At 32.6% G+C, this 22,337-nt stretch carries 16 protein-coding genes; 3 read left to right on the top strand and 13 right to left on the bottom strand.

The window, feature by feature from the left end:
- Window positions 1-96: 96 nt before the first annotated feature.
- The 3 genes from HUE53_RS11285 to HUE53_RS11275 form a co-directional block, all read right to left on the bottom strand.
- The gene (locus HUE53_RS11285; RefSeq protein WP_192188497.1) at window positions 97-1,323 is read right to left on the bottom strand and encodes a Glu/Leu/Phe/Val dehydrogenase; all 1,227 of its coding nucleotides are present in this window, start codon (window positions 1,321-1,323) and stop codon (window positions 97-99) included.
- Window positions 1,324-1,414: 91 nt separating this feature from the next.
- Window positions 1,415-1,993 (bottom strand): chalcone isomerase family protein, encoded by a 579-nt coding sequence (locus HUE53_RS11280; RefSeq protein WP_225556143.1) that lies wholly within the window; start codon window positions 1,991-1,993, stop codon window positions 1,415-1,417.
- A 71-nt stretch (window positions 1,994-2,064) separates the two neighbouring features.
- Window positions 2,065-3,138, bottom strand: a complete 1,074-nt coding sequence (locus tag HUE53_RS11275; protein ID WP_014165392.1) for an anhydro-N-acetylmuramic acid kinase — start codon at window positions 3,136-3,138, stop codon at window positions 2,065-2,067.
- A gap of 88 nt (window positions 3,139-3,226) precedes the next feature.
- Between HUE53_RS11275 and HUE53_RS11270 the strand changes: the two genes are divergently transcribed.
- Window positions 3,227-4,366 (top strand): acyl-CoA dehydrogenase, encoded by a 1,140-nt coding sequence (locus HUE53_RS11270; protein ID WP_014165393.1) that lies wholly within the window; start codon window positions 3,227-3,229, stop codon window positions 4,364-4,366.
- Window positions 4,367-5,212: 846 nt separating this feature from the next.
- Here the strand turns inward: HUE53_RS11270 and HUE53_RS11265 are convergent.
- The 9 genes from HUE53_RS11265 to HUE53_RS11225 all read right to left on the bottom strand — a co-directional run bounded on the left by HUE53_RS11265 (window position 5,213) and on the right by HUE53_RS11225 (window position 14,462).
- Window positions 5,213-5,443: a YdcH family protein gene (locus tag HUE53_RS11265; RefSeq protein ID WP_014165394.1), complete on the bottom strand. Its 231-nt coding sequence runs from the start codon at window positions 5,441-5,443 to the stop codon at window positions 5,213-5,215.
- A gap of 61 nt (window positions 5,444-5,504) precedes the next feature.
- Window positions 5,505-6,206, bottom strand: a complete 702-nt coding sequence (locus HUE53_RS11260) for a sulfite exporter TauE/SafE family protein (RefSeq protein WP_041253212.1) — start codon at window positions 6,204-6,206, stop codon at window positions 5,505-5,507.
- A 38-nt stretch (window positions 6,207-6,244) separates the two neighbouring features.
- Window positions 6,245-6,691 (bottom strand): FixH family protein, encoded by a 447-nt coding sequence (locus HUE53_RS11255; RefSeq protein WP_014165396.1) that lies wholly within the window; start codon window positions 6,689-6,691, stop codon window positions 6,245-6,247.
- A gap of 112 nt (window positions 6,692-6,803) precedes the next feature.
- Window positions 6,804-8,225, bottom strand: a complete 1,422-nt coding sequence (gene ccoG / locus HUE53_RS11250; protein ID WP_014165397.1) for a cytochrome c oxidase accessory protein CcoG — start codon at window positions 8,223-8,225, stop codon at window positions 6,804-6,806.
- 119 nt (window positions 8,226-8,344) lie between these two features.
- A complete protein-coding gene (locus HUE53_RS11245; protein WP_065213472.1) occupies window positions 8,345-9,286 on the bottom strand; it encodes a cbb3-type cytochrome c oxidase N-terminal domain-containing protein in 942 nt (313 codons plus the stop codon).
- 92 nt (window positions 9,287-9,378) lie between these two features.
- Window positions 9,379-9,573, bottom strand: a complete 195-nt coding sequence (locus HUE53_RS11240) for a cytochrome c oxidase subunit IV (RefSeq protein ID WP_041253213.1) — start codon at window positions 9,571-9,573, stop codon at window positions 9,379-9,381.
- 6 nt (window positions 9,574-9,579) lie between these two features.
- Window positions 9,580-11,766, bottom strand: a complete 2,187-nt coding sequence (gene ccoN, locus HUE53_RS11235; RefSeq protein ID WP_065213471.1) for a cytochrome-c oxidase, cbb3-type subunit I — start codon at window positions 11,764-11,766, stop codon at window positions 9,580-9,582.
- A gap of 2 nt (window positions 11,767-11,768) precedes the next feature.
- Complete coding sequence (ccoS, locus tag HUE53_RS11230; RefSeq protein ID WP_014165402.1) at window positions 11,769-11,957, bottom strand: cbb3-type cytochrome oxidase assembly protein CcoS; 189 nt, start codon at window positions 11,955-11,957, stop codon at window positions 11,769-11,771.
- Window positions 11,958-12,080: 123 nt separating this feature from the next.
- Entirely contained in the window at window positions 12,081-14,462 is a 2,382-nt protein-coding gene (locus HUE53_RS11225; protein WP_192188496.1) for a heavy metal translocating P-type ATPase metal-binding domain-containing protein, read from the bottom strand.
- A 107-nt stretch (window positions 14,463-14,569) separates the two neighbouring features.
- On the opposite strand from HUE53_RS11225, the gene HUE53_RS11220 reads away from it, so the two are divergent.
- Window positions 14,570-15,250, top strand: a complete 681-nt coding sequence (locus HUE53_RS11220) for a Crp/Fnr family transcriptional regulator (protein WP_014165404.1) — start codon at window positions 14,570-14,572, stop codon at window positions 15,248-15,250.
- Between the two features lie 677 nt (window positions 15,251-15,927).
- On the opposite strand, the gene HUE53_RS11215 is transcribed toward HUE53_RS11220, so the two are convergent.
- Window positions 15,928-18,474 (bottom strand): T9SS type A sorting domain-containing protein, encoded by a 2,547-nt coding sequence (locus HUE53_RS11215; protein ID WP_192188495.1) that lies wholly within the window; start codon window positions 18,472-18,474, stop codon window positions 15,928-15,930.
- A gap of 164 nt (window positions 18,475-18,638) precedes the next feature.
- Here HUE53_RS11215 and purL point away from each other — a divergent pair, with 164 nt between their 5' ends.
- On the top strand, window positions 18,639-22,313 hold the full coding sequence (purL, locus tag HUE53_RS11210) for a phosphoribosylformylglycinamidine synthase (protein ID WP_192188494.1): 3,675 nt from the start codon (window positions 18,639-18,641) through the stop codon (window positions 22,311-22,313).
- Window positions 22,314-22,337: the final 24 nt, after the last annotated feature.

Below are 22,337 nucleotides of genomic sequence, written 5' to 3'. Positions count from 1 at the left end.
AAATAAAAGACAGAAATAAAGTATCTAATTTTTACAATATTATTTATGTGACTAAAGTTTTTCTTTTTGGAAATTTAATTTTTTAAACAATAAAAATTAAACTAATTGTTTTAATGCTATTTCAAAAGCTCTTGCGCTTATATTCTTTTTATCAGAACTTAAATCAAATGTTTTTTGGATAGCTTTTTTAATAACATCTGAAGTATCATTAAAAATAGCTTCGTCTGTCATTTGTACTTTTCGTTCCATAAAGTATGCAAAAACACGAGCCATACCACAATTTGAAATAAAATCAGGAATTAAACTTACTTTGCTATCTGTTTCTTCCATAATAGGACCAAAGAAAATTTCTTTGTCTGCAAAAGGAACATTGGCTCCACAAGAAATTACTTCTAATCCTGAAATAATCATGCTTTCAACCTGTTCTTTTGTAACTAAACGTGATGCAGCACATGGTGCAAAAATATTTGCTCCTATAGACCAAATTTTTTCATTAATTTCAGTAAAAGGAATCATATTATCCGTTACCAGTTTATTCCCTTCTTTATTAAGGAATAATGTTCTGATTTCTTCAAAATTAAAACCATTTTCATTAATAAGCCCCCCTTCTCTATCTATAATACCTACGATTTTAGCCCCCATTTCTGCTAAATAAAAAGCAGCAGCTGACCCTACATTACCAAAACCTTGAACAATGGCTTTTTTACCTACAACACTACCTCCATAAATATCATAATAATGTCTAACCGCTTGTGCCACTCCATACCCTGTAATCATATCTGCTACAGTGTATTTTTTATGAATATCGGGTGAAAAAGTAGTATTTTCTATCACTTTTACAACTCCTTGGCGTAATTGTCCTATACGGTTTATTTTATCGGCTTCAGTAGGTTTAAAATGCCCATTAAACACTCCTTCTTGTGGATGCCAAACACCACATTCTTCAGTCATTGGTATTACTTCATGAATTTCATCTACATTTAAATCGCCACCTGTTCCATAATAACTTTTCAACAAGGGCGATACCGCTTTGTACCAACGTTGTAGAACTTCTTTTTTTCTAGGATCATTTGGATCAAAATTAATTCCTGACTTTGCTCCACCTATAGCTGGTCCTGAAACTGAAAACTTAACCTCCATTGTTTTAGCTAAGGATAAAACTTCGTTCATATCTAATCCTTTACGCATACGAGTTCCTCCTCCAGCAGCACCTCTACGCAATGAATTAATTACGGTCCATCCTTCTGCCTCTGTTTCTGGATCTTTCCAATGAAATACTACTTCTGGTTCTTTATTTTCAAATTTCTTTAAAAGTTCTTTCATGCTGTTTTATTTAAATTTAGATGTGTATTTTACAAAAAAAGTCGTGCAAATGTAAATATTTTGCACAACTTTTTTAATGACTTATGTTTTTTTAATGTCTTCCTAAAAGCTCGTTCTTTAAATCTTCATCCGCTGGTTCTTGTGATAACCAAATGCCGAAAAGAGCCTTTTTAAAATCTTTCCCTTCTACTTTTCCTTTTAATTTATCATTTTTAGTAACTGAAATAGTTTCATCTTTGGGATTGTATGATAAAATATAAACATCTCCTTTTACTATTTCATCTGAAAGTAATGCTTTAAATTGGTTGATTTTAGGCATCATGACGTTCAATCTTTCTCCACATGATTTTTCAAACCCTTTTTCCATTGCATTGGTTAACTTACGAGACGTAACCATTTTTGAAATAATTTCAATACGGATAGCCATATCGGTCTCACTGTCCATAATTATTTGCGAATCTTGGGATAAAGCGGTTAAATATAACGCTTGTACATATACATCAACCCAAGCTTTTGATCGCGTTCCAAATCCATTTAATTGAATTTTCTTTCCTCCATTCACTTCTATAGTTCTAGGAACAATTACACCATCTGTCTCAAATTGCGTTTGTGCATTAGACAAGAACGTCGTAAGCATAAGAGTCGTAAAAAATATTTTTTTTAGTTTCATATATTTGAATATTTTAGGGTAATACAAATGTATTATATTTAAATATGATTCCAAAAATGAACTTTTTATTGTTATTTTATTCTATAAATAAAACCTGCCGAATGATCTTCAAAAGCTCCAGTAACACTTGACAATACATTTATTTTATTTTCTAATTTTAGAACTCCTAAAAAGGCAAAAATTAGTGCTTCTTTGAACTCAACTATTTTTTTATCAGGTACTATAATTTCTATATTTGGGTTATATTTTCTAATTCTTTCCACTAGATCATCATTATAGGCACCCCCTCCAGTGACTAACATTTTTCCTGATTTTGTTAGCAATATATTTCTAATTTGGATAGCAATATGTTCTGAAAACGTACATAAAGTATCTGGGATACTTAAACTACTAAATTTATTAATTATAGGGATTATGTGGCTTTTTACATATTCAATCCCTAAAGATTTAGGGAAGGGTAATTTATAAAAGTTCAGTTCGTTTAGTTCTGCTAATAAAAGATCATTGATAGACCCCGAAGCGGCCATTTTTCCTTTATCATCAAATTTTTTTCCTGCTTTTTCTGATAAATAGTTTAAAACTGTATTGACTGGAGAAATATCAAAAGCAATTCTTTTTCCTTGCATTTGAAATGAAATATTAGAAAAACCACCTAAGTTTAAACAATATTCGAAATCAGAAAACAAAATTTGGTCTCCTATAGGAACCAAAGGAGCTCCTTGTCCGCCTTTTTTAACATCCTGAACTCTAAAATCGCATACTACCGTTTGTTTGATTAATTGGGCTATTTCTGGTAAATTTCCTATTTGTAAAGTAAAGCCATTTTGTGGTTGATGTAGAATAGTATGTCCATGTGAACAAATGGCATCTAAGTCTTTTAATTGGTGCTTTTCTATAAATTCACTAATTATAGAACTCAGATATATTGTGTATTCTTTATCTAACATTTTCAAATCTTGTGGATTGAAGCTAACAGCAGATTGTAATCTAAATACCCATTCATGATGATAAGGTATGGTTTCCACTTCTAACATTTCAAATTCCCAAGTTTGGTTCTTTTTTTTAAGGAATACATGAGCTAAATCTATCCCATCTAAAGAGGTACCAGACATAACACCTATAACGTTAAAAAACTTATTTTTCATAACTTGCAAAAATAGACAAACTTATTGGTAAATTCGCATAAATAACTATATTTGAAAACTTTTATAAAAACAAAAACACAAAAATACAATGAACTTTAATTTAAGCGAAGAACATTTAATGATTCAGCAAGCAGCAAAAGATTTTGCGCAAACTGAATTATTACCAGGTGTTATAGAAAGAGATGAACATTCTATATTTCCAGCGGAGCAAGTAAAAAAAATGGCAGAACTAGGCTTTTTAGGTATGATGGTTGATCCCAAATACGGAGGAGCAGGTTTAGATAGTGTTTCTTATGTATTAGCTATGGAAGAAATAGCTAAAATAGATGCGTCTGCCGCTGTAATCATGTCCGTAAATAACTCTTTAGTGTGTGCAGGTTTAGAAAAATTTGCTAGTGAAGAGCAAAAGATGAAATATTTAGTTCCTCTTGCTAAAGGAGACGTTATTGGTGCATTTTGTTTATCTGAACCAGAAGCTGGCTCTGATGCTACTTCTCAAAAAACAACAGCAATTGATAAAGGAGATTACTATTTATTAAATGGTACTAAAAACTGGATTACAAATGGTGGTTCAGCTTCTACCTACATCGTTATTGCTCAAACAGATACTGAAAAAGGACATAAAGGAATTAATGCTTTTATTGTTGAAAAAGGTTGGGAAGGATTTTCTATAGGTCCAAAAGAGAAAAAAATGGGAATCAGAGGTTCTGACACACATTCACTTATGTTTTCTGATGTAAAAGTACCTAAAGAAAACCGCATTGGTGAAGATGGTTTCGGTTTTAATTTTGCTATGGCTGTTTTAAATGGGGGTCGTATTGGTATTGCCTCTCAAGCATTAGGTATTGCTTCTGGTGCGTATGAATTAGCTTTAAAATATTCACAAGAACGAGTAGCATTCAAAAAACCAATTTTCCAACATCAGGCTATCGCTTTTAAATTAGCCGATATGGCTACTCAAATTACGGCTGCTAGAATGCTTTGCTTAAAAGCAGCTTGCGAAAAAGATGCTGGACAAGATATATCTCATTCTGGCGCAATGGCTAAATTATTTGCTTCAGAAACAGCCATGAACGTAACAATAGAAGCTGTTCAAATACATGGCGGTAATGGATATGTTAGTGAGTATCATGTAGAAAGAATGATGCGTGATGCTAAAATTACTCAGATCTATGAAGGAACTTCAGAAATTCAGAGAATCGTTATTTCTAGAGGTTTAGTAAAATAAAATCTATAAAACTACGTAAATAAAGTGGGTGTCTAAAAAGTAGTAACTTAACATCTAGTTTGTCAATGGGACGACAGGAGAAGTTACATTATCAGTACTATCTGATTTGCTTCGTTCGATCCTCTCTTGGGGCGAAATGACAAGATTACTACCTTTGGACACCCTCTATCCTTTTTGTATCTACAAATCTTAGCTTTTCGGTTTTGATTCCTAATTCTTTGTATTTTCTGTCCTTACCGTTTAACCTCATTTTCACTAGACTTGAAGTAAGCCGAAAAAACGAATCTATTTTGCTTTATTTTTCTTCAATTTCAAACTTTTACTCAAATTTTCTATGAGTATTTAATGTATTATTTTTTTGTCATAAACAATGTATAATCCCAGATTATGTGTAGACTTTATAACGAAGATAAAAAGGGCTAAGAAGGTAAAATACTCGGGGATTTTTTACCACAGTTGTAGTTTTAGATTGAGGACAAAAATGGAGTCCTTTTTATCTGTAATAAATTTACTGCTTCGCCTGTACACTTCATTCGGGTCTAATATTGTAATCTGGGTTAGTCTTAATTTTGTTTAATACCTTTTAAACTTAAAATATACTGGATTTAAAAGTAAAGTTCTCGATACGTTTTTTTCATTTTAAAAACAACTCGAACAGACGGTTGAGTATATAATCCAAATCATCGTTAGTTCGAGCGCGAAGCGCATCGAGAACCAACACTAATTTTTGTTGCTTTTATAGATGTACTATTTTTAAAAAGAAAATTCAAAGTTTAAATGGTATAACACGCTTCTTTGGTAAAAGAAAAAAGTGAAAACCTAAAAAGGTTTTCACTTTTTATCAAGCTAATTTTTTAACATTAAAAAAATTTCATCTTTTAAAAACAATAATTTAGCTTTCAATTCGTGCATGTGTGAATCTGTAGTAGCTTCTGCACCAGAATTGTATCTATGAATTTCATGTTCTATTTCATGGTATTCATCAAATAATTTTCTAAAATGATTATCTGTTGTTTTTAAATCGTGGATTTTTTCGGTGAATTCTGGGAATTCGTTCAGTAGGTTGTGTCTTTCCATTTTTGCTTATATTTAAATTATTAGTATAATTCTATATTTTTACTTGTACTTATTTTTATTATTATTTGCAATGCGGTGTATTTTGAATAAATAAACTCATGGTACTAGGGGAAAAAAAAGGAATATCCAATCCTAGTCCTCTGAAAATAAATAGGACTCCTACTCCAGCTATTGCTATGGGTATTGTTTTTTGAATTTTGTTTCGTACAGGTATTGTTAATAAATTAGAAACATATACCACTGCAGTCATCATAGGAATGGTACCTATTCCGTATAGAGCCATATAGCTCATACTTAAGAAAACCTCTTGCATGGCTATAGCGCCAAAAAGTGCTACGTATACTAATCCGCAAGGTAAAAATCCGTTGAGTATCCCGATCATAAAGATAGATTTATAGGTTCTCTTTTTAAATTGCTGACCTAGTAGTTTTTTTACTCTACTCAACAGTCTAAATACTGGTTTGGAAAAGTTGTATTGGGCGAAGACTTTTTCTGGAACTAAAACTATTACTATCATTAAAACGCCAATAATAATTGACATTTTTTGCTGAAAACCAGCAAGAAAAAGCCCTCTGCCCAACAAACCAAAAAACAATCCTAATAAAATATAGGACATGATTCTTCCTGTGTGATAAATTGTAATTTGTATAATTTTTTTAGCTTGATTTGTTCTGTCAACGGGTAACATCATTGCAATAGGCCCGCACATACCCACACAATGCAAACTGCTAACCAAACCTAATATGAATGCTGAGTATATCATTTTTGATTTAAAGAAATAGATATTTTTTTTGTTTCTTTTTATAAATTAACTTTCTCTTTATTTAAATATCCTTTTTCTTGGTATTTCCAATCAATAGTAATGTCCCAACGACCGCCAATCAGCTTGGTTTTAGGTATGAGCAAATTGGAAGAAGATAACGATATGGGCACATCGAAATCTAATTGCTGATTAGACGGTCTATAAAAGGACACCTTACCTATTATATTTTTATATTCAAATGATTTTGGAAATTTTATTAGAAGTCCTTCGCTTGTAATTTCTAAAAGGACTTTTTCTTTTAAGTTACTGGCATTTTGTTCTTTATCTAATTGATCTTGATATCCTATTTCTTTTTTATAATATTCCTCTGTAACCATTTCATGATCATATTCTTTTGTTCCTTGTACTTTAAATACAAAGTATAATATAAATGTGATAAATAACCCAAATGCTATCACAATTCCTGTTCCCCAATTTGCTCTCATAATTCTATTATTACATACCTGTTTTATATTCTAACCCTAAGAATTAAGAAGTTAAGTTCTATTTTCCTAAAATTCTTTTTCTTAAGGTTTGAAAAGATTACCTTGCTAGTTGCTAATTAAATTTTCTTGGCCCTAAAAAATTACTAGTAGTGGTTTCTATCAAGTTATTATTATTGTAAACTTCTATTTTTATTTTTGTTTTATCACCTTCTAAAAATGCTGGGTGAATTTCTACAAACAAAGTACCTTGAGCTAAATTGTCTTTTCTTACCTGAATACTTTGTTTGCCCACAATTTCTATTTTACCTTCTGGGCTTACTAATTTAAATGTTACGTTTTTAAAATCATTCATGGTTTTATTAACAACTTTGTAAGTAAAAACATTTGTGATATTTTCTCCCTTGTGCTGAAATAATTGCCCTGGCAAACGTAATACTGTAGCTTCTACATCATTTCTTAAAAATAACATCCCTATAAAAATACCTATAAGAATACTTAAAACAGCTACATATCCTTTCATTCGAGTTGTAAAAACAAATTTTTCTTTTTTTACAATTTCATCTTCACTTGCATAGCGTATTAAGTTAATAGGTAGATTTACGCTTTTCATGATGGTATTACACTCATCAATACAAGCGGTACAGTTAACACATTCTAACTGAACTCCGTTTCTAATATCAATCCCTGTAGGACAAACATTTACACATTGATGACAATCAATACAATCTCCTTTACCAGCTAAAGCTCTATCTTCTCCTTTTTTGAATTTTGCTCTTCCTTTTTCGCCCTCTCCTCTTACATGATCATAGGCTACGTTAATGGTTTTATTATCTAATAGTACGCCCTGCATACGACCATAAGGACAAGCTATAATACAAACTTGTTCTCTAAACCATGCAAATACAAAATAAAAAACTGCTGTAAAAATTAAAAGAGCAATTAGAGTACCTGTATTGTGTAGTGGTCCTTGACGTACCATATCTAATACATGATCTCCCCCCATTAGATAAGCTAAAAAAACATTAGCGATAAAGAAAGAAGCTACAAAAAAGACAATCCCTTTTGTTATTCTTTTTCTAATTTTTTCAGCATTCCATTCTTGCTTAGCTAACTTTATTTGAGCTCCTCTATCGCCTTCTATCCAATATTCTATTCGTCGAAAAACCATTTCCATAAAAATAGTTTGAGGACAAATCCAACCACAAAAAATACGTCCAAAAGCAACTGTAAATAATGCTAACCCAACGACCCCAATAATCATAGAGATCACTACTAGGTGAAAATCTTGAGGCCAAAAAGGAAATCCTAAAATGGAAAATTTTCTTTCTATTACATTAAATAATAAAAACTGGCTTCCATTTACTTTTATAAAAGGTGCTGAAAAAAGAAAAACTAATAAGAAGTAACTGACTATTTTTCTTCTATCATAAAATTTCCCACTTGGTTTTTTAGGAAAAATCCAAGCGCGCTTTCCTTCTTTATCAATAGTTGCAATAGTATCTCTAAAACTATCTGATGGTGAATGGCCTGCCATAATTTATTGTTTTTCTATCTTTTTGGATTAAACAAAGTGAAATGAGAAATCTCATAAAACATCTCTTTTTTTTATGAGATTTCTCTCTTTTGTCTAAATAAGACCTAATTTCACTTTAATTATTTAGCTTTTGTTGAATCAACAACTGCTGAGCTTGTTTCTGTAGCCGGTTGTTTAGTAGCTCCCCCTTCTTCCCATACATCTCCTTCAGGAGCCTTAGCTCCAGCAGGATTAGTTCCTTGTAAGCTAAGTACATAACTAGCTATTTTTTGTATATCCGAAGGTTTTATTTGATCTTTCCATGAAATCATACCTTTTCCTGCACGTCCTCCTTCCATAATGGTATTAAATACGTTTTTAATTCCTCCTCCTAAAATCCAATGTTTATCCGTTAAGTTTGGTCCTATAGCACCTCCTCCATCGGCTTTATGACAAGCAATACAATTGGTTTGAAAAATAGCTTTACCTGCATTAATACTTTCCGCGTCTGTTAATAAAGTAACTGTTTCTTTATCCATTAGATCTGGTGCTGTTTTTTTGTATTCTTCTACTTGTACTTTTGCTATAGCCATTTCTTTTTCAAATTCAGCGGTTTGATCATCATGTCCTAGCATGTGGAAACGTACTAAATAAATGAATGCAAACGCAATGGTTCCGTAAAATAAATAGACCCACCAAGGAGGTAAAACATTATCTAATTCTTGAATACCATCATAATTATGGTTCATAATTAACTCATTTTCTTCTTCAACTTTACGAGAACGAGTCAACTTTTGTAAAATTCCTTTGAAGAACTGAGTTTCTGTAAAAGGTAGATTATCTTCTAGTTCTTTTGCTTTTCTTTGTTCATCCGTTAATAAAGTGTCTAAGACTTTGTCAGTTGCATTAAGAACTAGTTCCACAGCTACTAATATTAATAGAAATATTAATAGGATAACATTTAATATGGGATACTTAATAAAAGCTGGACGGTCACCCGAGTCAATAAAGAATTCCATGGCAATGAAAAACATTGCAAAAAATACAGGAATTCTTACATATATAGGAAATATTTTTTTCATAATGCTTAAATTTTATTTTTTAGCAGTACATATCTATTGCCTTTTAATAATCTTATCATCTTTCTATCTATTATAAAAGGCCCTTTTATGTTTTATAAGTTTAAAAATTCGTCTGTAGTACCTTCCGCAAAAGGCAAATTACTCAGTTGATTAATCTTATCTTTTTTATAAGTAAAAACCCAAAAATATAATCCTACAAAAAAGAAGAAAAAGATTAATAATGAAATGATGGGATATATCTCGATACCTACGATATTTTCCATAGTGTGTTTGACAAACTTCAACATAGTCTTTTAATTTTGTGAATTTTTAACCTTAATATCTGTTCCTAAACGTTGTAAATAAGCTATTAGAGCTACAATTTCACGATCTCTCATAGGAACAAATTCTTCTTTACGCATCTTCGCGTTTTTCTCACTTTCTGTGTAACTTTTTACAAAGTCTGGATCGTTTTTCAGATTGGCTTCAATTTTAGTAGACTGCTCAGCAATAGATGCTTTTGCTTTTTTAATATCTTCTTCAGTATAAGGAACACCTAATGTTTTCATTACCTCCATTTTTTTCTCAATTTGAGAATAATCGGCTGGTTTGTTATCAAACAACCATTTATAGGCAGGCATAATGGAACCAGCTGATGTACTTTGAGGATCCCACATGTGATTAAAATGCCAGTTATCATTATATTTTCCTCCTACTCTAAACAAATCGGGTCCTGTACGTTTAGATCCCCATAAGAAAGGATGATCGTACACATATTCACCTGATTTAGAATAGTCCCCATAACGTGCAACTTCTGAACGGAAAGGACGAATCATTTGAGAGTGACATCCTACACATCCTTCACGAATATATAGGTCACGTCCTTCTAATTCTAAAGGTGTATAGGGTTTAACACTTGAAATGGTTGGAATATTAGATTTTACAACAATCGTTGGAATAATTTGTATAATCCCTCCTATCAGAATTGCAATTGTAGCTAAAACGGTTAATTGAACCGGTTTTCTTTCTAACCAAGCATGAAATTTTTCGTTTTTCAAACGATATGGAGCAATAGTACTTAATGCTGGTGCTTCTGCTAATTCATCTTCAACTGATTGTCCGTTAGCAACCGTTTTGTACGCATTATAAACCATTACTAACATACCTAATAAATACATGGTTCCACCTATAGCTCGGATAGCATACATAGGCATAATTTGAGTAACTGTTTCTAAGAAATTACCATAGACTAATGAGCCGTCGGGATTAAACTGTTTCCACATAGAAGCTTGTGTAAAACCAGCTACATACATTGGTAGAGTATACATGATGATCCCTAATGTTCCTATCCAAAAATGGAAATTAGCTAGTTTTTGAGAATATAATTGTGTTTTAGTTAATCTAGGTAATAACCAATAAATAATACCAAAAGTCATAAAACCATTCCAAGCTAAAGCTCCAACGTGTACGTGTGCTACAATCCAATCTGTAAAATGTGCGATAGCATTTACATTTTTTAATGATAACATAGGACCTTCAAAAGTTGCCATACCATAGCCTGTAAGTGCCACTACAAAGAATTTCAATACTACATCCGTACGTACTTTGTCCCAAACACCTCTTAAAGTTAAAAGCCCGTTAATCATACCTCCCCAAGAGGGCGCAATTAGCATTACTGAAAATACTACCCCTAAGTTTTGCGCCCAATCGGGCAAAGCGGTATATAACAAATGGTGAGGCCCCGCCCAGATATATAAGAAAATTAAAGACCAAAAGTGAATAATTGATAACCTATAAGAGTATACAGGTCTGTTAGCTGCTTTTGGCATAAAGTAATACATTAATCCTAAGAAAGGTGTTGTCAAGAAAAACGCAACTGCGTTATGCCCATACCACCATTGAACTAATGCGTCTTGAACCCCTGCATAAACAGAGTATGATTTTAACCCATTAACAGGTAATTCTAAACTATTAAAGATATGTAGTACTGCTACTGTTACAAAAGTGGCTATATAAAACCAAATGGCTACATACAGGTGTCTTTCTCTACGACGTAAAATAGTCATGATCATGTTAACACCAAATACTACCCAAATTAATGCTATAGCAATATCTATTGGCCACTCTAACTCAGCATATTCTTTAGAGGTAGTATAACCTAAAGGCAAAGAAATGGCTGCAGCAACAATAATTAACTGCCATCCCCAGAAATTTAAGTTCGTTAAAAAATCGCTATACATTCTGGTTTTTAATAATCGTTGAATAGAGTAATAATAACCAGCAAACATTGCGTTACCCACAAAGGCAAAAATTACTGCATTTGTATGCAAAGGGCGTAAACGTCCGTAGCTCAACCACGAAATACCATCTGTAATATTAGGGAATAAATACATTGTTGCTAACAATAGCCCTACTAACATACCTACTACCCCAAAAACTATGGTTGCGTATATGAACTTGTTTACAATTTTGTTGTCATAATAAAATTGTTGCATTTCCATAATTAAATTTGATTTTCTGAATTTATATTTGTTTTGGGTTTACTATTTTTTAACTCATCTTCGAATAGCATACGTACCGAAGGAGTATAATCATCGTCAAACTGACCACTCCTTACCGCCCTAATAAAAATATAGAGAAAGGTAACAGCCAATACGATGCTGATACAGATTAACAAATAAATAATACTCATACCTTTATTTTTACACTTCAAAGTTACCTTGACTATATGGGATAAAATATGACTTTTATCATACTCTCCTTTTTGTTTAACATTTATACTATCTTTTATTTTAAGTATCTTAAAATAAAAGATTTAAAATGCTTTTTTAGACGCATAAAAATTACTCATCAATGTTACAAAACTCACAATAGTAACAGTACTCAAAGGCATTATAATAGCCGCTATGATAGGTAACAAATTACCTGTTACAGCATAACTTAAGCCGACAACATTATATAGGAGCGATAATCCGAAACTCATATAAATAGTTTTCATCGCATTTTTTGAATACTTCATAAAAAAATCAATCTTTGAAAATTGGGTAGCATCCAAAATCCCATCACAGGCAGGAGAAAACACATTTACATTTTCTGAAATAGCAATTCCTATATTACTTTGAGCCAATGCTCCTGCATCGTTTAACCCGTCTCCTACCATCATTACATTCTTGCCGTTTGTTTGAAGATTTTCTATATATTGTAATTTTTCTTCTGGTTTTTGATTGAATACTAAATTTGTAGAAGAGGGTAACATTTTTTCTAAAATCTTCCTTTCTCCATCATTATCACCTGATAAAACAACCAATTGGTATTTTTTTGATAAATTTTCAAACAATTGTTCTAATCCTTCACGATACTGATTATTAAACACATAACTTCCTTTATATACCTCATTAATTGCAACGTGAACCTTCGTTTTCTTATGAGTATTTTCACTCATGTGTTGTAAAAATTGTGAAGAACCTAATTTAACTGAATGGTCGTTCAATTCTGCAAAAATTCCTTTTCCTGTTATTTCTTCAAAATGAGTAATTTCTATTTTTTCTTGAGTTGGAATAAAATCATACAACCTTCGGCTTAAAGGATGATTAGAAGTGCGAAGTACATTTTTTAAAAGTCTTAATTCATCTGCATTTAATTCACTTCCTTCATAGGTTATAGATGTTTTTTTGTTCGTTGTAATGGTTCCTGTCTTATCAAAAACGATTGTATCTACTTTTGCTAATTGTTCTATAACCGTAGCATTTTTCAAATAGAATTTTCTATATCCCATTATGCGAAGGACATTTCCTAATGTAAAAGGAGCGGTTAATGCTAATGCACACGGACAAGCCACAATTAGAATTGCTGTAAAAACATTACATGCTGTAGAAACATCTTGAAATATCCAAAAAACAAAAGACACAAAAGCCAACAACAATAAAGCAGGTGTAAAATACTTACTAATTGTATCTGTAATTGTTTTGTATTTTTGTTCTACTCGTTTTTGAAAAACATCATTACTCCATAATTGCGTTAAGTAACTTTGTGAAACCGAATGCAAGACTTCTATTTCTATAACTTTTCCTATTTGTTTTCCTCCTGCATATACCTTGTCCCCTGATTTTTTCTTCATTGGTACCGCCTCTCCCGTAACAAAACTATAATCAATAGATGCCTCTGACGAAATTAGAATACCATCTACGGGTATTAATTCTTGGTTTCTAATTAATAGTCTATCCCCTTTTATAATATCATATACTTGAATGGGTTCTTCTAATCCATCTGTTGTAATTTTAGTAACGGCTATAGGGAAATAGGATTTATAATCACGCTCAAAAGACAAAAAATTATATGTTTTTTGTTGAAATAGTCGACCTAACAACATGAAAAAGATCAACCCACACATACTATCAAAAAAGCCTTGTCCATAATCAAAAATTATATCTATTGTGCTTCGTACAAACATTACTATAATTCCTAAAGCAATAGGAATGTCTATATTTAGCATTTTTGATTGGATGCTTTTCCAGGCAGATACATAATACCCTGAGGCAGAATAAAAAAAAGGAGGTAATGATAACGCAAAAATCAACCATCTAAAAAATCCCTTATATTGCTCAATCCAAAACTCTCCTACTTCAAAATATTCTGGAAAAGAAAGTAACATGATGTTACCAAAAGAAAAAAATGCAATCCCTATTTTGTAAATTAAAGTTCTATCTACTTGTTGTTTTTTATTTTCGTAATTTTCTAGACTGATATAGGGTTCATACCCAATTTTGCTAAGTATTTCAACTATACCTTTTAAATTGGTCATATCTGGACTATACGTAATTCTAACTTTCTTTTGATGAAAATTAACTTGGGAACTAGCTATTCCTTGAATTAATTTTTGAAGATTTTCTAAAATCCAGATACAAGAACTACAGTGTATATGTGGTATATATAATGTAACTATATGGGTTCCTTTCTCTTCAAATTCTAATAATTTAGAAACAATTTTTTCGTCATTTAAAAAATCATATTTCCCCTTAATATCTTGCGGTGCGGCACCTGGTGACTGTTCGAAATCATAATAACAAATCAAATCATTTTGACTAAAAATCTCATATACTGTTTTACAGCCCACACAGCAAAAAGACTTATCTTCAAAAACAATTTTTTCCTTTTCTACAATATCGTTTCCACAATGAAAACAATTCATTTTATCCATAAATTAATTTGCTCTTTTAAACCTTAAACAAAATTCCTTTGTTATTGATAATTTTACTATGATATTTATCATACTTTGAATATCTTTGAATGCTGAATTTTGTGTTTATGAGCAAATGTGAACAATGTATCGTTAGGCAATTCAGTTCTTTGAAGGCCCTAACAAAGGACGAATTATTACGAATGGCCGAATGCAAAACGTCATACACCATTAAAAAAGGGGAACCTATCTTTGAAGAAGGTGAAATGACTAACGGAGTCTTTTGTATAAAAGATGGTATTTGCAAAATGACCAAACTGAGTACTAATGGTAAAGATCAAATTGTAAAACTGGTAAAAGCAGGTGAACTTTTAGGACAACGATCAATGATAAGCGAAGAACCCGCTAATTTGAGTGCTGTTGCCTTAGAAGATATGGAAGTGTGTTTTGTACCTAAAAGTGAAATTTTAAAATTTTTTAATCAAAACAATCAGTTTTCTATGAATGTAATGAAGACTATTTGTGGCGATTTAAAAGAGGCTGATGATCACATGGTATCAATGGCTCAAAAAAGCGTAAAAGAACGTTTAGCCGAAACGCTCATTTATTTGGAGGAAACCTTTGGCAACAATGAGGACGGTTCACTCCGTATCCAACTCTCTCGTGAAGAATTAGCTGGTATAATAGGTACTGCCACCGAAAGTTGTATCAGGCTCCTTTCTGAATTAAACAAACAAGAATTAATCAGCATATCAGGAAAAAAAATTGCCATTAAAAATAAAAACCAATTACGAAAAATGGCCGAGTAATTTTTAAAATTATTAATCATTTATACATTCTTTTTCTTTAAAATCTAAATTTTAAATCATCTTTTCATATAATTCAGGATTTATAGTTATTTCAGTCTATTGTAGAAGCCAACCTCTTGATTCAAATACGATCTAGTAAAAATTTAGATACTCATTAATAAGTACTTATTCTGTATCTACTAATAGAAATTCTAACAATATGTTTTTCAAACACTCCTATTATAGCATCCCTTTTATAGTATAAGAACAAACAAAAAGTCTCAAATAATTTAGTTCAATAATCCCTAATTACATTATGTGACTCCTTTATGTAATTTCCTCGTTTGGGATAACAATCAAACAATGGATTAGTTTCTTACTATTTTATTATAAATAAATTTGTTTCCTTCGTCATCACTACAACCAGAAAAAGAATATATGATAAAATTCTCCTGTCTTTTTAAAAGTAGCTACCCTCATCCTAGAAATAATCCAATTACAAAATAAAAGAACAAACCCTATTTTGTGCTATTTCACTCAAAACAGGGTTTTAAATTCAAAAAAAATAAAAACTTAATACTAGGAAACTTTTTGCATTTTTACTATTCTTCTAAACTTACTTTTATAATATAAATAAAAGAGTATTTACCATACAAAAACCAATCTAGCAACTCATTAAAAAACACTTTAAAATTAAGTTATTTTATTAAAATCTTTTTTCTAGTAGTGTACTGATCTGATTTTATATCTAACAAATAAACTCCTTTAGGATTATCTGAAATATTAATTTCATCATTAGATGTTAATGATTGGAATGCTTTTTCAAAAACTAATTTACCTGAAATATTATATACAGCCATTTTTAAAGGTTCCTGAATATTAACATTTAGTCTAAAAATACCATTAGAAGGATTAGGAAAAACACCTCCTTTATTTACATCCAATTGATGATCTTCTACGGCAAGCGTTCCACTTGGTAAAGCTACTCTCCATATTCCTCTTCCATAAGTAGAAGCCGTTAAATTGTTCTCAGAAGTATTAATTTTTAACTCTGTTACCTTAACTCTAGGCAAACCATTGCTAAAAAGACTCCAAGAATTCGACTCTTCATCAAAATAATACACTCCTAAATTTGTCCCTACATAAACAGAATTCTTTTGATTTCCTTGTGCAGCTATACAATAACTAACCGAATAAGGTAAATTATAAGTTATATTTATCCAAGTCTTTCCTGAGTCGGCTGTTTTATACACTTTTGTACCATATATTATATAGAAAATATTAGGATTTACAGGATTAAAACAAATCGCCACCAAAGTTTTAGTAAACATTCCTGGAGCAGGAGGAAGATCAATAACCCTGGGAACCAAATTACCTGAATTATCTCTGTTTTCATCTGTATAAATTAATTCATCAAAATTAGGATTAGCAGTACTTTTTCTATAATATAACAACCTATTAGGGTATAATGGATTAACTTTCATGTTTCTTATGTTATATCCATTAGAATTATTAGTCCTTGGTTGCCAAACTTTTTTATTCACTAATTCCTCTACTTCTTTCCATCCTCCATAAATGTTCCCTGCACTAGAAATTTCAAGTGGAGTAAGCCACTCTCCTGGTGAATGACTTGTGATAAAAGAGCCATAATCATCTGAATTAAAATTATATTCATACAAAAATCCACCATTTTGTGTAAAACCGTATGCTAAATTAGGCATTGCAGGATTTATTGCCGTATCTAAACCATCTCCTCCATGAAAATTTACCCAAGCATCATTATCTGATATAAAACCTCCATTATCTTGTAAGCCTCCTACTAATTTAGAATTTGTAGATGGAGCAGTATCTATTTTATAAAACTGACTTATTTGTAAACCAAAGGATCTATTCACAAAAGTATTACCATTGTCTTTAGAAATATAAATTCCACCATCCGAACACACATACACATTAGATCCTACCGTCCTTATATTATGAATATCCCCATGTGTATATCTAGGACTAGTATCATCTGTCCAATAATTCAACCTGGTAAAAGTTGTTCCTCCATCATTTGAACCCCATAAATTTAGGCATCCTGTATAGATTAAATCTTTATTAGTTTGCGATACTGCCAATGCTAAATCATAATAACTTTGATAAACCTCTAATATGTTCGTTTTATCATTTTTAAGCGTAAACGTTTCTCCTGAATCAACTGATAAATAAACCCCTTTAAATCCGTTTAAACTTCCAGATGTATTGGCTCCTAACAAATACAAATAATTAGAGTCCGCTTGAGTAGTTGCCATAAGCATTTTTTTTACTCGCACAAAACTTTTCTTTAATTCCCAAGTCAAACCATTATCAATACTTTTATAAATAAAAGTATCATTCCCATTTGAAGTAGAAGCATACACAATATTAGAATCATTGGTATTAAAAAGGAGTTGATAAACAACTTCTTGATCCGAAGTTTGCTCAAAAGTAAGCCCTCCATCCTGCGAACGATACACCCCAGAATTTGTCCCTACAATTACAACATTACTATTATTAGGATCTATCAATATTGTTCTTCCATAATTTATATCTGTTAACCCCATTTTTACCCAAGTTTCACCTGCATCATTTGATTTGTAAAGACCATCAAATTCTACATCCGTTCCATCAGCATCTCCTGTCATTGCATAGATTACATTCGTATTATTAGGATCTATTGCTAATCCTGAAATACCTATTGAATCTATAAAATCAGTTTTAGGAGACCAACTTAACCCTCCATCTATAGATTTCCAAACACCTCCTGTAGCTGCTCCTACATAAATTATATTTTCATTAGTAGGATCCGTAACAGAACAGTTTAGTCTACCTAGACCTGAACTACGAGACCCTTTACTCGTATATGTAAAAGGCCCTGCGGGTGTCCATAAATTATTTAATGATTTTTCATAAACTTGATCATTAAGAACTGGACTCTCCCTAAATGCCTTTTTCATTTCCCTAACACCTTTCGAGTTAGGTAGATAACCATTTTCATCTACTTCAAAACTCGAAATATACTTCCATCTTTGGTATACTTTCCATCCACTCCCTTTCGCATTAATATCACGATTTTTAAAAGATTCTTCAACTCTTCTATTAATTTCATCAAATCTAATAGCCTTATCTTCTATTGACTTATATAGCTTTTGATTAAAAATAAAAGACTGCGAATAAAAATTAAAATTAAAAAACAGCAAAACTGTTATTAAATAGGTCTTCATAATCTTACTTGTTATTTTTCTACAAATTAACTTTAAATAATAACAATTAACCAGAAAAACCGATGAAATGCAGTAAAAACACTTTTAAGTGTTTTAAAAATCTTATTTCATTTTTCAAAAAGTAAGTATTACATTTGCCATGACAAACACAACAACACACAACAATGATTCATTTTTTTGGTAACGCAACCAACACTGTATTTGCTGTACAAACGCAAAACGAATTATCGACTGAAGACATTACAAAATTAAACTGGCTTTTTGGCGACGCACATAAAATAGAAAAATCCGTATTAGCGGATTTTTTTGTTGGTCCCCGCGCGGCTATGGTAACTCCGTGGAGCACAAACGCCGTTGAAATCACTCAAAACATGGGTATTTCTGGAATTATTCGCATTGAAGAGTTCCAAAAAGTTACTCCAGATTTTTCGGATTTCGACCCTATGCTGTCTCAAAAATATTCGGAGTTAAATCAAGAAATTTATACCATTAATATTCAACCGGAGCCCATTCTGGAAATTGAAGATATTGAAGCTTATAACCAACAAGAAGGTTTGGCTTTAAGCCCAGAAGAGGTGGAATATTTACATAATCTTTCAACTAAAATTGGAAGAAAACTAACTGATTCTGAAATCTTTGCTTTCTCTCAAGCCAATTCAGAACACTGCCGTCACAAAATATTCAACGGAACTTTTGTCATTGATGGTGAAGAACAACCTACTTCCCTATTCAAATTAATTAAAAAAACTTCTGAAACACATCCTAACGAGATTGTTTCAGCCTATAAAGACAACGTAGCTTTTGTAAAAGGACCCACAGCCGTTCAATTTGCCCCAAAAAGTGCTGACAAACCTGATTTCTACCAAGAAAAAGAATTTGAATCGGTTTTATCCTTAAAAGCAGAAACCCACAACTTCCCTACTACGGTTGAACCATTCAACGGAGCCGCTACAGGTTCAGGAGGTGAAATCCGTGACCGTTTAGCCGGTGGACAAGGTTCGTTACCATTAGCAGGTACTGCAGTGTATATGACTTCTTATTCTCGTTTAAACGATGAACGTCCTTGGGAGAAGGGAATGCAAGAGAGAAAATGGTTGTACCAAACTCCTATGGATATTTTAATCAAAGCGTCTAACGGGGCTTCTGATTTTGGTAATAAATTTGGTCAACCGCTTATTACGGGTTCAATTTTAACTTTTGAACACGAAGAAGAGGCTCGCAAATTAGGTTTCGACAAAGTAATCATGCAAGCGGGTGGTATTGGTTACGGAAAATTAGAACAAGCTAAAAAACACGAACCTAAAGCAGGCGACAAAATCGTTATTTTAGGGGGTGAGAATTATAGAATTGGTATGGGAGGTGCTGCGGTATCTTCTGCCGATACAGGTGCTTTTGGTTCGGGTATCGAATTAAATGCCATTCAACGTTCGAATCCAGAAATGCAAAAACGTGCCGCTAATGCCATTCGTGGTTTAGTAGAAAGTGACAATAACCCTATTGTTTCCATTCACGACCACGGCGCTGGTGGACACTTAAACTGTTTATCAGAATTAGTTGAAGCTACTGGTGGACATATCGATTTAGATAAATTACCAGTAGGTGACCCTACCCTTTCGGCTAAGGAAATCATTGGGAACGAATCGCAAGAACGTATGGGATTAGTTATTGGTGAAAAAGACATCGAAACACTAAGCCGTATTGCAGAAAGAGAACGTTCGCCTATGTACACTGTGGGTGATGTAACGAATGACCATCGTTTTACTTTCGAATCAAAAACAACGGGTGCAAAACCAATGGATTATGCTTTAGAAGATTTCTTTGGTAGTTCGCCTAAAACGATTATGACGGATAAAAAGATTAATCGTAACTATTCAAATCCTGATTATACTGTTGCTGATGTTCCAAACTACTTAAACAAGATGTTGCAACTAGAAGCGGTAGCTTGTAAAGACTGGTTAACCAACAAAGTTGACCGTTGTGTAGGTGGTCGAGTTGCGAAACAACAATGTGCAGGTCCGTTACAATTACCATTGAATAATGTTGGGGTAATGGCATTAGACTATAAAGGAAAAGAAGGTATTGCGACTTCAATAGGACACGCTCCAGTAGCCGCAATTGTAGATCCAGTGGCAGGTTCAAAAAATGCCATTGGTGAAGCATTATCCAACTTAGTTTGGGCTCCTTTAAAAGACGGATTACAATCGGTTTCTTTATCAGCGAACTGGATGTGGCCTTGTAAAAATGAAGGTGAAGATGCTCGTTTATATGAAGCAGTAAAAGGTTGTTCGGATTTTGCTATCGAATTAGGCATCAATATCCCAACGGGTAAAGACTCGCTTTCAATGAAGCAAAAATACCCTAATGATGAAGTAATTGCACCCGGAACGGTAATTATTTCGGCTATGGGAAGCTGTTCAAACATTACTAAAGTAGTTGAACCTGTACTTAAGAAAAACGGCGGTAACATTTACTATATCAACCTTTCACAAGATAATTTCAAATTAGGCGGTTCTTCTTTCTACCAAATTTTAAATAAAATTGGTAATGAAGTACCAACGATGAAAGATGCCGTTTATGTGCGTAATGCATTTAACGAAATCCAAAATCAAATCAAAGAAAGAAACATCAGTGCGGGACACGATGTAGGTAGCGGTGGTTTGATTACGACCTTACTTGAAATGTGTTTTGCTGATGTAAATGTGGGTGCAACCATTGATTTGACGATATTAAACGAAGTCGATACGGTAAAAGCGTTATTCAACGAAAACATTGGGTTGGTATTCCAGTCTAATTTAGGAGATGATGCCATAGATTTAGCTTTTGCAAAACGCAATGTAAAGGTATTCAAAATTGGAACCGTTACTGAAGGAAACACCGTTTCAATCAAAAACTTCAATGACCAATTCCATTTTGATGTAGCGCAATTAAGAGACACCTGGTACAAAACTTCCTTCCTTTTAGATTCGAAACAATCTAAAAACGGAATGGCTCAAGAAAGATACAATAACTATAAAAATCAACCTTTACAGTTTGTATTCCCTGAAAATTTCAGCGGTAAGATTGCTTCATATCCTCGCAATGACAGACCGAAGGCGGCCATCATCCGTGAAAAAGGAAGTAATTCCGAGCGTGAAATGGCCAATGCGATGTACTTAGCTGGTTTTGATGTAAAAGACGTGCACATGACCGACTTAATTTCGGGTCGTGAAACTCTTGAAGATATCCAATTTATTGGAGCTGTGGGTGGTTTCTCTAACTCAGATGTATTAGGTTCAGCAAAAGGTTGGGCTGGTGCTTTCTTATACAATGAAAAAGCAAATACCGCTTTACAAAACTTCTTTAAGAGAGAAGATACTTTGTCGGTTGGAATTTGCAACGGTTGTCAGTTGTTAATGGAATTAGAATTGATCAATCCAGAACACGAAGTACACGGCAAAATGCACCATAACACTTCTAACAAACACGAGAGTGGCTTTACTTCAGTTAAAATTCAAAAGAATAACTCCGTGATGTTATCTTCTTTAGAAGGATTGACTTTAGGAGTTTGGATTTCGCACGGTGAAGGTAAATTCAAATTACCATACAGTGAGGATAAATACAACATTGTAGGTAAATATGCTTACGAAGGTTATCCAGCTAACCCAAATGGTTCCGACTATAACACTGCCATGATGTGCGACACTACAGGACGCCATTTAGTAATGATGCCACATATTGAGCGTTCGATCTTCCCTTGGAACTGGGCACATTACCCAGACCGCGAGCAAAAAGATGAAGTTTCGCCTTGGTTAGAAGCTTTTGTTAATGCCAGAAAATGGATTGAGAATCAAAATAAATAAAAGGAAAGCGGTTGTAAGACCGCT

This window comes from Flavobacterium columnare, from assembly GCF_014844295.1.
Lineage (GTDB): Bacteria > Bacteroidota > Bacteroidia > Flavobacteriales > Flavobacteriaceae > Flavobacterium > Flavobacterium columnare.
Note: the sequence above shows the minus strand (reverse complement) of the source record. Positions and strands in the feature narration are given on the sequence as shown.

Bases quoted from the DNA above. Each gene is read 5' to 3' on its own strand.
- HUE53_RS11285 (WP_192188497.1), bottom strand. From the start codon at position 1,323: ATGAAAGAACTTTTAAAGAAATTTGAAAATAAAGAACCAGAAGTAGTA.
- HUE53_RS11280 (WP_225556143.1), bottom strand. From the start codon at position 1,993: ATGAAACTAAAAAAAATATTTTTTACGACTCTTATGCTTACGACGTTC.
- HUE53_RS11275 (WP_014165392.1), bottom strand. From the start codon at position 3,138: ATGAAAAATAAGTTTTTTAACGTTATAGGTGTTATGTCTGGTACCTCT.
- HUE53_RS11270 (WP_014165393.1), top strand. From the start codon at position 3,227: ATGAACTTTAATTTAAGCGAAGAACATTTAATGATTCAGCAAGCAGCA.
- HUE53_RS11265 (WP_014165394.1), bottom strand. From the start codon at position 5,443: ATGGAAAGACACAACCTACTGAACGAATTCCCAGAATTCACCGAAAAA.
- HUE53_RS11260 (WP_041253212.1), bottom strand. From the start codon at position 6,206: ATGATATACTCAGCATTCATATTAGGTTTGGTTAGCAGTTTGCATTGT.
- HUE53_RS11255 (WP_014165396.1), bottom strand. From the start codon at position 6,691: ATGAGAGCAAATTGGGGAACAGGAATTGTGATAGCATTTGGGTTATTT.
- ccoG (WP_014165397.1), bottom strand. From the start codon at position 8,225: ATGGCAGGCCATTCACCATCAGATAGTTTTAGAGATACTATTGCAACT.
- HUE53_RS11245 (WP_065213472.1), bottom strand. From the start codon at position 9,286: ATGAAAAAAATATTTCCTATATATGTAAGAATTCCTGTATTTTTTGCA.
- HUE53_RS11240 (WP_041253213.1), bottom strand. From the start codon at position 9,573: ATGTTGAAGTTTGTCAAACACACTATGGAAAATATCGTAGGTATCGAG.
- ccoN (WP_065213471.1), bottom strand. From the start codon at position 11,766: ATGGAAATGCAACAATTTTATTATGACAACAAAATTGTAAACAAGTTC.
- ccoS (WP_014165402.1), bottom strand. From the start codon at position 11,957: ATGAGTATTATTTATTTGTTAATCTGTATCAGCATCGTATTGGCTGTT.
- HUE53_RS11225 (WP_192188496.1), bottom strand. From the start codon at position 14,462: ATGGATAAAATGAATTGTTTTCATTGTGGAAACGATATTGTAGAAAAG.
- HUE53_RS11220 (WP_014165404.1), top strand. From the start codon at position 14,570: ATGAGCAAATGTGAACAATGTATCGTTAGGCAATTCAGTTCTTTGAAG.
- HUE53_RS11215 (WP_192188495.1), bottom strand. From the start codon at position 18,474: ATGAAGACCTATTTAATAACAGTTTTGCTGTTTTTTAATTTTAATTTT.
- purL (WP_192188494.1), top strand. From the start codon at position 18,639: ATGATTCATTTTTTTGGTAACGCAACCAACACTGTATTTGCTGTACAA.